Source organism: Streptosporangium sp. NPDC049248, from assembly GCF_040678965.1.
GTDB classification, from domain to species: domain Bacteria; phylum Actinomycetota; class Actinomycetes; order Streptosporangiales; family Streptosporangiaceae; genus Streptosporangium; species Streptosporangium fukuiense.
Genome location: NZ_JBFAQY010000004.1, coordinates 386,019 through 399,407 on the forward strand (window position 1 = coordinate 386,019; position 13,389 = coordinate 399,407).

Genomic DNA, 13,389 nt, shown 5'->3' on the forward strand with positions numbered 1-13,389 from the left:
GCCTCCCCGCTTCTGCCGGAGGGGCGGCGGGCGGCTCAGAGGACGCGGCGCATCACGACGCGGGGAGCGATCTCGATGCCCGACTCCCGCTCGTGGCGCACCAGCTCCACCAGCTCCGGACCCCACTCGGCGGGGTCGAGCACGGCGAAGCCGTGCCGGGCGTACCAGGGAGCGTTCCAGGACACGTCGCGGTAGGTCGTCAGCGTCACGGCGGCCAGACCGGCCGAGACCGCGTGGTCACAGACGGCCTCCAGCAGGCGCCCGCCGACTCCCCTGCGCCCGTGGCCGGGATGGACGGCGAGCTGGTCGAGGTGGAGCTGCCCGTCGACCAGGCCGACCATGGCGAACCCGATCGGCGGGTCACCCGCGACGAGCACCCGGCCGGGGTCCTCGGTCTCCTCGATCATCGTGGTCCCCGGCGGGAAGGTGATCCCGACCTCGGCGAACAGCCCGTCGGCCGCGAGTTCCACCGCCGCCAGCCCGGACAACTCCTCCGACCGCGCCCAGCGGACCTCAGTCGAAGTCGAAGATCGAATGCTTGTCATAGAACTGGAGGATATAGCGGCACCGTGCGCAGATCATAAGCGTTACCCGGTGGGAGGTGACGCCCCAGCGGCTGTCGAGCCTGCCCTTCTCCTTCTGGAACTCGGTGCCATGGCAGAGCGGGCAGGAAAGCTTGGATTCCGTCATGGTCACGCAACGAACGGCTCCCGCGCAGGGGTTCCGGTGAGGTCCCGGAGGGACCTCACCGGAACGACGGACCGTCTCGCAGCCGTCAGAGGTCGAGCAGGGGCTCCAGCCCGACGGTCAGGCCGGGGAGCTCGCGGACCCGGCGCACGCCCAGGAGCACGCCGGGGGTGAACGACGAGCGGTTCATCGTGTCGTGACGGATGGTCAGGATCTCGCCGGCGCCGCCCAGGATGACCTCCTGGTGGGCGATGAGCCCGGCCAGCCGTACCGCGTGCACCCGCACCCCGTCGACGTCGGCGCCGCGGGCCCCGTCCAGCTCCGTGCTGGTGGCGTCGGGCATCGGCGCGGAACCGGCCTTACGCCGGGCCTCGGCGATCAGCTCGGCGGTGTGGCGGGCGGTGCCCGAGGGTGCGTCCGCCTTGTTGGGGTGGTGCAGCTCGACGATCTCGGCGGACTCGAAGTAGCGGGCGGCCCGCTGGGCGAAGTGCATCATGAGCACCGCCGCGATGCCGAAGTTGGGGGCGATCAGCGCGTTGACGCCCGGGTTGGCGTCCAGCCAGCCCCTGACCGTCGCCAGCCGCCCGGCGTCGAAGCCCGTGGTGCCGACCACCGGGTGGACGCCGTGAGAGATGCACCACTTGAGGTTGTCCATGACGACGTCGGGGTGGGTGAAGTCGACCACCACCTCGGCGCGCTCCAGTTCCTCGATCGGGTCGCCCTGGTCGACCGCCGCGACCAGCTCCAGATCGTCCGCCGCCTCGACGGCCCTGCACACTTCGACACCGACGCGCCCTCGGGCGCCGAGAACTCCAACCCTGATCACGGCCCCAAGGCTATACCGTGCGGGCCCGCCGGGCCGTCGCGGACCACCGTCCGCCCCCCGCGCCGGACGGGCCGTACGGGGGCCGGGGAGCGGTCTCGGAGACGCGGGCGGCCCCGGCGTGGGAAACGCCGGGGCCGCTCGCAGACGGGGTCGTCAGCCGGCCAGAACCTCGCTGAAGTCCCTGTCCTCGTCGTAGGGGCCGATGACCGCGAGGGACATCGGGCGGTTGAGGACGTCCGCGGCGACCGCGGTGATCTCCTCAGGGGTCACCGCGTCGATCCTGCCGAGCAGGTCGTCGACCGAGAGCAGCTCGTCGAAGACCAGCTCGCCCTTGCCGATCCTGGACATCCGGGAGCCGGTGTCCTCCAGGCCGAGCACGAGACCACCGCGCATCTGCCCCTTGCCCCGGACGATCTCCTCCTCGGTGATGCCGTCGGCGATCACGCGGAGCACCTCCTCGCGGCAGATCTTCAGCACGTCGTCGATCTTCGACGGCAGGCAGCCGACGTAGATGCCGAACTGGCCGGTGTCGGCGAGGGCGGAGGTGTAGGAGTAGGCCGAGTAGGCGAGCCCCCTCTTCTCCCTGATCTCCTGGAACAGCCGCGACGACATGCCGCCGCCGAGCGCCGCGTTGAGCACGCCGAGCGCGAAGCGGCGATCGTCGGTGCGGGTCAGCGCGGTCGTACCGAGGACCAGGTTGGCCTGCTCGGTCGGCCGGTGCACCACCCGGATACCCGAGCGGGCCTCGACACCGGGCCCCGACAGGCGCGGGAGAACCGGCGAGGCGTCCCCGCCCAGGGCCCCCGCCCGCTCGTAGGCCGCGGCGACCAGGGCCACGACCCGCTCGTGGTCGATGTTGCCCGCCACCGACACCACGGTGTGGGTGGGCAGGTAGTAGCGCCGGTAGTACTCGGCGATCCGGTCGCGGGTGACCGCGGTGATCGACTCGACGGTGCCGAGGATCGGCCTGCCGACGGGCGTGTCGCCGTACAGCTCGGCGGAGAACTGCTCGTGCACCACGTCGGAGGGGTCGTCGTCGTGCATGGCGATCTCCTCCAGGATCACGCCCCGCTCGGCCTCGACGTCCTCGGGGGTGATGAGCGAGGAGGTCACCACATCGGCGAGCACGTCGATCGCCACCCGCAGGTCCTCATCGAGGACCCGCGCGTAGTAGCAGGTGTACTCCTTGGCGGTGAAGGCGTTGATCTCGCCGCCGATGCCCTCGATGGCCGCGGAGATCTCCAGCGCGTCCCGCGTGGGAGTCCCCTTGAACAGCAGGTGCTCAAGGAAGTGGGAGGAGCCCATGTGCCGGGGGGACTCGTCTCTCGATCCGATGCCGACCCACATGCCGACCGCGACGGAACGCACGGTCGGCATGGACTCGGTCACCACCCGGAGCCCACCGGGGAGGACGGTGCGCTTCACCACCCCGGCGCCGTCCTTACCGGGGTGCAGAGTGGTGGTGATCACGAGTTGCGGTCTTCCCCTCCGCCACGGCTGCCGCTGCTGCGGGTACGGGTGCGGCGGGGCCGCTCCTCGCGCGGCCGGTCGTCGGCGGGCGCCTCGGCCTGCGGGGCCGCGGAGGTGTCGGAGTCGCCGGCCTCGGCCTTGGCCGCGGCCTCCTTCTCGATGACCTCGACGGGCACCAGGGAGAGCTTGCCGCGCGAGTCGATCTCGGCGATCTCCACCTGGATCTTCTCACCGACGTTCATGACGTCCTCGACGTTCTCGATGCGCTTGCCACCGTGCAGCTTGCGGATCTGGGAGACGTGCAGGAGGCCGTCCTTGCCCGGCATGAGGGAGACGAAGGCGCCGAAGGCGGCGATCTTGACGACCGTGCCCAGGTAGCGCTCTCCGACCTCCGGCATGTGCGGGTTCGCGATGGCGTTGATCGCCGACCTGGCCGCCTCGGCGGACGGGCCGTCGGTGGCGCCGATGTAGATGGTTCCGTCGTCCTCGAGGGTGATCTCGGCGCCGGTGTCGTCCTGGATCTGGTTGATCATCTTGCCCTTCGGGCCGATGACCTCTCCGATCTTGTCCACCGGAATCTTGATCGTGATGATGCGCGGGGCCGTGACGTTCATCTCCGCCGGGGAGTCGATGGCCTCCTGCATCACGTCGATGATGGCCAGGCGGGCGCCCTTGGCCTGCTTCAGCGCGGCCGCCAGCACGGAGGCCGGGATGCCGTCCAGCTTGGTGTCGAGCTGGAGCGCGGTGATGACGTCCTTGGTGCCGGCGACCTTGAAGTCCATGTCGCCCATGGCGTCCTCGGCCCCGAGGATGTCGGTCAGCGTGACGTACTGGTCGCCCTCGTTGATGAGCCCCATCGCGATGCCCGCGACGATGCCCTTGAGCGGGACACCCGCGTCGAGCAGCGCCATCGTCGAGGCGCAGACCGAGCCCATGGAGGTCGAGCCGTTGGAACCCAGCGCCTCGGAGACCTGACGGATCGCGTAGGGGAACTCCTCGCGCAGCGGCAGGACGGGCAGCAGCGCCCGCTCGGCGAGCGCGCCGTGGCCGATCTCGCGCCGCTTGGGAGAACCCACCCGGCCGGTCTCGCCGGTGGAGTAGGGCGGGAAGTTGTAGTTGTGCATGTAGCGCTTGGTGCGCTCGGGGTTGAGCGTGTCGATCATCTGCTCCATGCGCAGCATGTTGAGGGTGGTGATGCCCAGGATCTGGGTCTCACCGCGCTCGAACAGGGCCGAACCGTGCACCCGGGGCACGACGTGGACCTCGGCGCTGAGCTGCCTGATGTCCTTGACGCCACGGCCGTCGATACGGACGCCCTCGGCGATGACGCGCTCGCGCATGAGCTTCTTGGTCAGCGACCTGAAGGCGGCGCTGATCTCCTTCTCGCGGCCCTCGAAGTCGGGTCCGACCTTCTCCATCGCCAGGGCCTTGACCCGGTCGAGCTCGGTCTCGCGCTCCTGCTTGCCCGCGATGGTCAGCGCGGCGGCGAGCTCGCTCTTGATCGCGCCGGTCACGGCCTCCAGGACGTCGTCCTGGTAGTCGAGGAAGAGCGGGTACTCGGCGGTCTCCTTGGCGGCGACCTTCGCGACCTTGGCCTGCGCCTCGCAGAGCACCTTGATGAACGGCTTGGAGGCCTCCAGGCCCTGCGCCACGGTCTCCTCGGTCGGCGCCGTGGCCCCCTCGGCGACGAGCTTGAGCGTGTCGCGGGTGGACTCGGCCTCGACCATCATGATCGCGACGTCGCCGTCGTCGAGCACGCGGCCCGCGACCACCATGTCGAAGGTGGCGTTCGCCAGCTCGGAGTTGGTCGGGAAGGCGACCCACTGGCCCTCGATCAGCGCGACGCGGACGCCGCCGATCGGGCCGGAGAAGGGCAGCCCCGCCAGCTGGGTGGAGAGGGACGCGGCGTTGATCGCGATGACGTCGTACAGGTGTTCGGGGTGGAGCGCCATGATGGTGGCGACCACCTGGATCTCGTTGCGCAGGCCCTTGACGAACGAGGGGCGCAGCGGCCGGTCGATCAGGCGGCAGGTGAGGATGGCGTCCTCGGAGGGACGGCCCTCACGCCGGAAGAACGAGCCGGGAATGCGGCCCGCGGCGTACATCCGCTCCTCGACGTCCACCGTGAGAGGGAAGAAGTCGAGGTTCTCCTTGGGATTCTTGGACGCGGTGGTCGCGGAGAGGACCATCGTATCGTCATCGAGGTAGACGACGGCGGAACCCGCCGCCTGGCGTGCGAGCCGCCCGGTCTCGAACCGGATGGTACGCGTGCCGAATGAACCGTTGTCTATAACGGCTTCGCTGCTGTGGACACCCTCCACGGGGGACCTCCTTGTGGGTCGGTCGCCCGCGTCCGGCCAGACGCACGTGCGCGCCTGGTTCGTCGTGTTGCCGGCTCCCCGTAGGTGCAGCGCCGGTCTTCGATCGAAGCGCCCGGTTCCGTATGGCTTGTGCCAAGATGACCGGGGGCCACTACCGAGGACCGGCCCTCCGACGCCGTGGGGCGCGCTTGCTTGCGGACGCGGGGCACTGTCTCGGCTATTCAGTTTGCTCACTGGAACGGTGTCTTCATGGCGCGACGCGCCGACACCGAGCCATATGAGATGAGGGAGCGGCACGCGGGCCGCTCCCTCATGACTCTATCGGCGCAGGCCGAGCCGCTCGATGAGCGAACGGTAGCGCGCGATGTCCTTGCTCTGCAGGTACTTCAGCAGCCGGCGGCGGCGGCCGACGAGCAGCAGCAGACCGCGACGGCTGTGGTGGTCGTGCTTGTGCACCTTCAGGTGCTCGGTGAGCTCGCTGATGCGCTTGCTCAGCAGCGCGATCTGCACCTCGGGGGAACCGGTGTCGGTCTCACCCTTGGCGTAGTCACCGATGATCTGCTTCTTTGCGGCGGTGTCGAGCGACACTTCTCTCCTTGAACCTCTACGGGCACGCGCAATTCCGGCTCCCCGAACGACCGTGCGTGCCTACAGTCGCCGTGGCGAGATCAGCATCGGGATCACGAGAACACCGATTACAGAGCTGACATGCCAGGCTACCATCGGCCTCGCAGCCCCCGCACATCATGCGGGAGCAGCATGGTCCCGGTTCCCGGGAACCGCCCCTCGAAGGGGCCCCGCAGGGACGGTGACGGCCTTGTGGGACGGGGACCGGCGCGGGAGGAGATCAGCCTGTCAGGCGCCGCACCTCGTCCACGTCCGCGTGGATCTGCTCGATGAGCGCCTCGATCGAGTCGAACCTGGTGTTGCCGCGGAGCCTCGGCCCGAAGTCGACGGCCACATGCGCGCCGTAGAGGTCGAGGTCGTCACGGTCGAGCGCGTACGCCTCGACGGTGCGGGGCACGCCCTCGAAGGTCGGATTGGTACCCACGGAGATCGCCGCGGGCCAGCGCTCGCCCCCGTACACGGCGGGCAGGTTGCCGGTCTCGACGCCCTGCAGCCAGCCGGCGTAGACACCGTCGGCGGGGATCGCGGTGAACTCCGGCGACTCCAGGTTGGCCGTCGGGAAACCGAGCTGCCGGCCGCGTTGGTAGCCGCGGACCACCACGCCCTCGACCCGGTGCGGGCGGCCGAGCGTCAGCCTGACCGCCTCCATGTCACCGGAGGCGATCTGCTCGCGGATCAGCGTGGAGGAGATCGTCTCACCGTCGCTGACCAGCGGGACCGCCTCGGCCACGAAGTCGTACTTCTCGCCGAGGGTGCGCAGCGTCTCCACGTCACCGGAGGCCTTGTGGCCGAAGCGGAAGTTCTCCCCCACCACGACCCCGGCGGCGTGCAGCCGGTCGACGAGCACGGTCTGCACGAACTCGTCGGGGCTCATCCGGGAGAACTCCAGGGTGAACGGCAGGACGCACACCGCGTCGACCCCCAGCCCGGCCAGAAGCTCGGTGCGGTGCCTGGCCGTCGTCAGCCTCGGAGGGTGCGTGCCGGGCCGCACCACCTCCTCCGGATGCGGGTCGAAGGTCACCACCACCGAGGGCACACCAAGATCTGCGGCCATCGCGACGGCTCTAGCCACCATCTGCTGATGCCCGCGGTGAACGCCGTCGAAGACGCCGATCGTGACGACGGACCTGCCCCAGTCCTCGGGCACGTCGTCCAATCCGTGCCAGCCTCGCACCGCAGCCTCTTCCCCTTGTAGCGGATCGACCCCTAAAGCCTGCCATGCTCTTGGACCTTCTCCCCAATCGGGGAGCCCCTTGGCGTCGGCGCGCCCCCTGACGTCGGTCGAAGGCGCACCCACCACGGTACGGCCGTCAGGGGACGAACACCGCCAGGGACTTGGCGATCTTGCCGTGCTCCTCCACCAGCGCCACCAGCGTGCCGTCGGGGCCGAACACCCCGATGGGCCCCTCCCCCATGCCCAGCGCGGGAAGCCGGCCACCGTGCGCGACGGAGCCCGCCTCCGCCGCGGTCACATCCCGGCGGGGAAAGGCCGCCGCGACGGCGTCGGCCATCGGCAGGATCACGCACTCGGCGGCGAGCCCCTCCAGGGTGTGGGCCGCCGACAGGTCGTAGGGGCCCACCCGGGTACGGCGCAGGGCGGTCAGGTGGCCTCCGACGCCCAGGCCGGCGCCCAGGTCGCGGGCGAGCGCGCGGATGTAGGTGCCGCTGGAGCAGGAGACCGAGGCATCGACGTCGACGAGGTCACCGTGCCGTCGCACCGCGGTGATCTCGAAACCCGACACGGTCACCGGGCGCGGCTTGAGCGCGACCTCCTCCCCCGCCCTGGCTCGCTTGTAGGCTCGTTCGCCGTTCACCTTGATGGCGCTGACCTGCGGCGGGATCTGCATGATCGGACCGGTCAGTGCGGCGACCCCCTTGCGGACGTCCTCCTCGGCGACACCCGCCGCCGACGCCGTAGCGATGATCTCCCCCTCGGCGTCGTCGGTGTTGGTGGTCTGGCCGAGGCGGATCGTGGCGTCGTAGCCCTTCTCGGTGAGCGCGAGGTGGCCGAGCAGCCGGGTGGCCTTCTCGACGCCGACCACCAGCACCCCGGTGGCCATCGGGTCGAGGGTGCCCGCGTGGCCGACCTTGCGGGTGCCCGCGATGCCGCGGAGCTTGGCCACGACATCGTGCGAGGTCCACTCGGCGGGCTTGTCGACGATGATCAGCCCGCTCGGCGGCGGGGTGCGCTTGGCGCGAGCCGTGCTCAATGGGATTCCTTTGACAGACGTGTCAGGGGAGTTCTACAGCAGTGCCCGGAGACTGGCGATCGTCTCCTCGACGGGCAGGTGGGAGGTGAAACCCGCCGCCTTGGCGTGCCCGCCGCCGCCCAGTTCGGCACAGACGCGCGAGACGTCCACCCCGCCCTTGGAGCGCGTCGAGACCTGCCAGGCACCCTCGTCGTCCTCCTTGAGGATCGCGGCGACGTCCGCCTCGTTGGTGCGCCGGACCACGTCGATGATCCCCTCCACCTCGTCGTACGGCAGCCCGTGCGCGGCCCGGTCGGCCCGGGTGACGAACGTCCAGACCAGGCCACCGCCCACCTCGGGCTCCAGCCGAACCCGCTCCAGCGCGGCACCGAGCACCTTCAGGTAGCCGAACGGGGAGCGGTCCCACAGCTCGCGGGCGATCTGCTCGGGGTCAGGCCCGCATGCCACCAGCCGGGCGGCCATGGCGTGCGCCCGCGGGGTGGTGGAGGAGTGCCGGAACGAGCCGGTGTCGGTGACGAGCCCGACGTACAGGCAGGTCGCGATGGCCGCGTCGATCGGCAGGCCGAGCCTGCGGATCAACTCCTCGGCGAGCACGGCGGTGGCGGCGGCGGCGGGATCGATCAGGTTGAGCGTGCCGAACCCGGTGTTGGACGGGTGGTGGTCCAGCACGATCAGCTCTCGTGCCCTGACCGCGTTTCCGGCCAGCGTGCCAAGGCGCTCGACGGTGGGGACGTCGAAGGTGACCATCACCGCGGGCACCGCGGGATAGTGCGCGGGGTCGGTCAGCAGGTCCTGCCCCGGCAGGAAGCGGAGCAGCCTGGGCACCTGGAAACTCCGGTCACCGAAGGACGCGGTGACCCGCTTGCCCGCCGCGCGCAGCGCGAGCCCGACGGCCAGCGTGGAACCGAGCGCGTCACCGTCAGGCGAGACATGACAGGCCAGCGCGACCTCGTCCGCGGCCGAGATGAGCTCGACGGCCCGGTCCCAGTCCTGACCGGAGACCGGGCCGTCGTCACGCGGATCGGGCGTCACGTCGCGGAGCGTCCCGCACGCTCCGAGGATTCGTCCTCTTCGTCCTCGAAATCGTGGTCCCTGTCCTCGGGCTTGCGGTAGGGGTCGGCGTCCCCCGCGTGCAGGGCCCCCTCGGCCCGCTTGGCGATCTCCACGTCCCTGGCCTTCGCCTCGGCGAGCAGGTCCTCCAGGTGACGGGCGGTGTCCGGGAGCGGGTCGTGGGTGAACGTCAGCGTCGGCGTGTGCCGCAGACCCGTCTGGCGGCCCACCTCCGAACGGATGAGCCCCTTGGCGCTCTCCAGCGCCAGGGCGGAGTCGGCCCGCTCCGCCTCGGAGCCGAAAACGGTGTAGAACACCGTGGCGTCGCTCAGGTCGTTGGTGATCCGCGTGTCCGTCACGGTCACGAACCCCAGCCTGGGGTCCTTGATCCGGCGCTCCAGCATCTCCGCCACGACCTGCTGGATCCGGTCGGCGATCTTGCGTGCTCGTGCGGCGTCCATAGCTCCCCCCTTCTTGTGGGAACGGCCGGAGCGGGAGGGGTGCCTCCGCCGCCGGCCGTCTCCACACCTAGTCTTCGTCCTCGTTGTAGAGCCGGTGTCTGGCGGACAGCAACTCGATCTCCGGGCGGAAGGCGATCAGCCGCTCGCAGTCGTCCAGCACCGCACCGCAGTTGGCCGCGGTGGCGGAGACGACCGCGATCCCGATCTCGGTACGGCGGTGCAGGTCGAGATGACCGGTCTCCGCCACGGCCACGCCCGGGAACCGTCGCTGCACCTCGGCGACGATGGGACGCACCACCGAGCGCTTCTGCTTCAGCGAGTGGACCTCGCCGAGCAGGATGTCCAATGTCAGGGCACCTACATACATAGTGGATCACCCGCCACGATCGTCACTGTGCCACCTCAGAGGCCGACCGCCCGCCGGCCGCCCCGGAGGGGGCGGCCGGCGGGACGGCCCTGTCGCCTTGTCCTGGCATCAGGCGCGCGGCTTCTCCCGCATCTCGAAGGTCTCGATGACGTCATCGATCTTGATGTCGCTGTAGCCGACACCGATACCGCACTCGAACCCTTCGCGCACCTCGGTCGCGTCGTCCTTGAAGCGACGCAGCGAGGAGACGGTGAGGTTGTCGGAGATGACGACCCCGCCGCGGATGAGACGGGCCTTGCTGTTGCGGACGATCGTGCCCGAGCGGACCAGAGCACCGGCGATGTTGCCGATCTTCGGCACCTTGAAGACCTCGCGGACTTCCGCGGTGCCCATCTGGACCTCTTCGAACTCCGGCTTGAGCATGCCCTTGAGGGCCGCCTCGATCTCCTCGATCGCCTGGTAGATGACCGAGTAGTAGCGGATGTCGACGCCCTCGCGCTCGGCCAGGTCGCGCGCCCTGACCTCGGGACGCACGTTGAAGCCGATGATGACCGCGTTGTCGTCGGCGACCGCCAGGTTGACGTCGTACTCGGTGATCGCACCGACGGCCCGGTGGAGCACCCGCAGGCGCACCTCGTCACCGACGTCGATCTTGAGCAGCGCATCTTCCAGAGCCTCGACGGAACCGGAGACGTCACCCTTGATGATGAGCTTGAGCTCGTCGACCTGGCCCTTCTCCATCTCGCTGAAGAGCTCTTCGAGGGTACGGCGACGGCCGGACTTGGCCATGTCCGCGATGCGCTTGCGCGCCGCGCGCTGCTGGGCGATCTGGCGTGCCATCCGGTCGTCGGTGACGACGATGAAGTTGTCACCGGCACCCGGCACCGCGGTCAGACCGAGGACCGCCACCGGACGGGACGGGTCGGCCTCCTGGATCGCCTCGCCCTTGTCGTCGAGCATCGCCCGGACGCGGCCGAAGGCCTCGCCACAGACGATCGAGTCGCCGACCCGGAGCGTGCCGCGCTGGACCAGCACGGTCGCGACCGGACCACGGCCCTTGTCGAGGTGTGCCTCGATGGCGACGCCCTGCGCGTCCATCGTGTCGTTGGCCCGCAGGTCGAGCTCGGCGTCCGCGGTGAGCAGGATGGCCTCGAGCAGGTTCTCGATGCCGGTCCCGTTCTTGGCGGAGATGTCGACGAACATCGTGGTGCCGCCGTACTCCTCGGCGACCAGGCCGTACTCGGTGAGCTGGGCGCGCACCTTGCTCGGGTCCGCCCCCTCCTTGTCGACCTTGTTCACCGCGACGACGATCGGCACGTCGGCCGCCTGGGCGTGGTTGAGCGCCTCGATGGTCTGCGGCTTCACACCGTCGTCGGCCGCGACGACCAGGACGGCGATGTCGGTCACCTTGGCACCTCGGGCACGCATGGCGGTGAACGCCTCGTGACCCGGGGTGTCGATGAAGGTGATCTTCCGGTCCTCGCCCTCGTGCTCGGCGGCGATCTGGTAGGCACCGATGTGCTGGGTGATGCCACCCGCCTCCTGCGCCACCTCGTTGGTGTTGCGGATGGCGTCGAGCAGCTTGGTCTTACCGTGGTCGACGTGACCCATGACGGTCACCACCGGCGGGCGCGCGACCAGGTCGGACTCGTCGCCCTCGTCCTCGCCGAACTCGATGTCGAAGGTCTCCAGGAGCTCGCGGTCCTCCTCCTCCGGGCTGACCACAAGCAGGTTGTAGTCGAGCTCGGCGGCCAGAAGCTGGAGCGTCTCCTCGTTGACCGACTGCGTGGCGGTCACCATCTCGCCCAGGTGCAGCATGATCTGCACCAGGGACGCCGGGATCGCGCCGATCTTGTCGGCGAAGTCCGACAGGGAGGCGCCACGCGACAGGCGGATCGTCTGCCCGTTGCCGCGAGGAGCCTGCACGCCGCCGATCGCCGGGGCCTGCATGTTGTCGAACTCTTGACGCCGCTGGCGCTTGGACTTGCGACCGCGGGTCGGACGTCCGCCGGGACGGCCGAACGCGCCCGCGGTGCCTCCACCGCGGCCACGGCCACCGCCACCGGGACGGCCGGCGAAACCGCCGCCACCGCCACCGGGACCACCGGTTCCGGTGCCGGGACGACCAGCGCCGCCACCGCCACCCGGACGGCCGGCGAAACCGCCGCCGCCACCGGGACGACCGCCGCCGCCACCGGGACGACCGGCACCGCCACCGGGACGACCGGCACCGGCGCCGCCACCGGGACGGCCCGCGCCGCCACCGGGACCGGCGGGCCGGCCCTGCGGCATCATCATCGGGCTGGGTCGCGGACCACCGGGACGCGGACCGCCGGGGCCACCCGCACCGCCACCGGGACGCGGGCCACCCGCGCCGGGACCCGGACGCGGGCCGGCCGCACCGGGCGGACCGGAACGGGCGCCGGGCGGACGGGGACCGGCGTTGTCGCGACCCTCGCGGGGACCGCGATCCTCACGCGGACCTGGGCGCGGCCCCCTGTCGCCGGGGCCGCCGTCGCGGCCGGGGCCACCGGGACCGCCGGGACCGCCGGGACCGCCGGGACGCGGCGGACGGGCCTGGCCCATGCCGCTGGCGTTCGACGAGAACGGGTTGTTACCGGGGCGCGGACCACGCGGGCCCGGACGCGGACCCGGCTTGGGCGCACCCGCGCCGGCACCGGGCCTGGGACCCGAGGGCGCTCCGCCGGGGCCGCCCGAGGGACGACCCTCCGGACGTGCCTCGGGGCGCGCCGCCGGACCGGGGCGCGGAGCGGGCCGCGGGCCCGGCTTGGGACCGGAGGCCGCCGGGCGGCCGCTGTCGCTGCGGGGCGCCTCGAAGCGCGGCGGCTGCACCTGCGGCGGCTGCTGCCGCGGCGGCTGCGGAGGCTGCGCCTGCTGGGGCTCCGGCCGGGAAACGACCGGCGGGGCCTGCGGCGCGGGCGCCGCGGGGCGAGCCGGTACGGGACCCGGTCGCGGTCCCGGCCGAGGGGCCGGTCCCGGCTTGGGGATGGATGTCGGCGCCGAGGAGACGCCGTTCGGCTGGCCGTCACCCGGCCGAGGTGCCGCCTGAGGCGGCCTGGGGCCTCTGCCCCTGTCGGACGAACCCTTACTGGGGCCGCCCAGCGCTTCCGTGAGCCTGCGGACTACCGGTGCTTCGATAGTCGAGGACGCCGAACGCACGAACTCGCCCATCTCCTGGAGCTTGGCCATGACGACCTTGCTCTCCACACCGAACTCCTTGGCGAGCTCGTATACCCGGACCTTCGCCACTGCACTCCCTTGTCTCGGCCCGGGAGGCGGTGCCGCCGGACCGTCGTTACGTTGACGTACTCATCGCCGCATGCTCATCAGGCGCTCATAGCTATCTGAC

12 protein-coding genes are annotated in these 13,389 nt (G+C 70.7%); all 12 read right to left on the bottom strand.

Features of this window, described 5'->3' with window-relative positions; translation table 11 throughout:
• Nucleotides 1–35: 35 nt before the first annotated feature.
• Nucleotides 36–488 carry a GNAT family N-acetyltransferase gene (locus AB0K21_RS10960; protein ID WP_343973834.1) on the bottom strand — a complete coding sequence of 151 codons (453 nt, stop codon included), beginning with the start codon at nt 486–488 and terminating at the stop codon, nt 36–38.
• Between the two features lie 25 nt (nt 489–513).
• Nucleotides 514–696, bottom strand: coding sequence for a hypothetical protein (locus AB0K21_RS10965; RefSeq protein ID WP_343973837.1), 183 nt, complete (start codon nt 694–696; stop codon nt 514–516).
• A 79-nt stretch (nt 697–775) separates the two neighbouring features.
• The gene (gene dapB / locus AB0K21_RS10970; RefSeq protein WP_343973840.1) at nt 776–1,513 is read right to left on the bottom strand and encodes a 4-hydroxy-tetrahydrodipicolinate reductase; all 738 of its coding nucleotides are present in this window, start codon (nt 1,511–1,513) and stop codon (nt 776–778) included.
• Nucleotides 1,514–1,666: 153 nt separating this feature from the next.
• Nucleotides 1,667–2,980, bottom strand: coding sequence for a pitrilysin family protein (locus AB0K21_RS10975; RefSeq protein ID WP_364149416.1), 1,314 nt, complete (start codon nt 2,978–2,980; stop codon nt 1,667–1,669).
• The gene (locus tag AB0K21_RS10980; RefSeq protein ID WP_343973843.1) at nt 2,980–5,304 is read right to left on the bottom strand and encodes a polyribonucleotide nucleotidyltransferase; all 2,325 of its coding nucleotides are present in this window, start codon (nt 5,302–5,304) and stop codon (nt 2,980–2,982) included. The genes AB0K21_RS10975 and AB0K21_RS10980 overlap by 1 nt, the downstream gene beginning before the upstream one ends.
• 318 nt (nt 5,305–5,622) lie before the next feature.
• A complete protein-coding gene (gene rpsO / locus AB0K21_RS10985; protein ID WP_030904195.1) occupies nt 5,623–5,892 on the bottom strand; it encodes a 30S ribosomal protein S15 in 270 nt (89 codons plus the stop codon).
• 259 nt (nt 5,893–6,151) lie between these two features.
• On the bottom strand, nt 6,152–7,105 hold the full coding sequence (locus AB0K21_RS10990) for a bifunctional riboflavin kinase/FAD synthetase (protein ID WP_343973847.1): 954 nt from the start codon (nt 7,103–7,105) through the stop codon (nt 6,152–6,154).
• A gap of 136 nt (nt 7,106–7,241) precedes the next feature.
• Nucleotides 7,242–8,141, bottom strand: coding sequence for a tRNA pseudouridine(55) synthase TruB (truB, locus tag AB0K21_RS10995; RefSeq protein ID WP_343973850.1), 900 nt, complete (start codon nt 8,139–8,141; stop codon nt 7,242–7,244).
• Between the two features lie 33 nt (nt 8,142–8,174).
• Nucleotides 8,175–9,173, bottom strand: coding sequence for a DHH family phosphoesterase (locus tag AB0K21_RS11000; RefSeq protein WP_364149249.1), 999 nt, complete (start codon nt 9,171–9,173; stop codon nt 8,175–8,177).
• Entirely contained in the window at nt 9,170–9,652 is a 483-nt protein-coding gene (gene rbfA, locus AB0K21_RS11005) for a 30S ribosome-binding factor RbfA (protein ID WP_030904199.1), read from the bottom strand. Before rbfA ends, AB0K21_RS11000 begins: the two co-directional genes overlap by 4 nt.
• A 67-nt stretch (nt 9,653–9,719) precedes the next feature.
• Nucleotides 9,720–10,019: a DUF503 domain-containing protein gene (locus tag AB0K21_RS11010; RefSeq protein ID WP_030904200.1), complete on the bottom strand. Its 300-nt coding sequence runs from the start codon at nt 10,017–10,019 to the stop codon at nt 9,720–9,722.
• 108 nt (nt 10,020–10,127) lie between these two features.
• Nucleotides 10,128–13,289, bottom strand: a complete 3,162-nt coding sequence (gene infB / locus AB0K21_RS11015) for a translation initiation factor IF-2 (protein WP_364149252.1) — start codon at nt 13,287–13,289, stop codon at nt 10,128–10,130.
• Nucleotides 13,290–13,389 lie beyond the last annotated feature (100 nt).

Bases quoted from the DNA above. Each gene is read 5' to 3' on its own strand.
- AB0K21_RS11010 (WP_030904200.1), bottom strand. From the start codon at position 10,019: ATGTATGTAGGTGCCCTGACATTGGACATCCTGCTCGGCGAGGTCCAC.
- rbfA (WP_030904199.1), bottom strand. From the start codon at position 9,652: ATGGACGCCGCACGAGCACGCAAGATCGCCGACCGGATCCAGCAGGTC.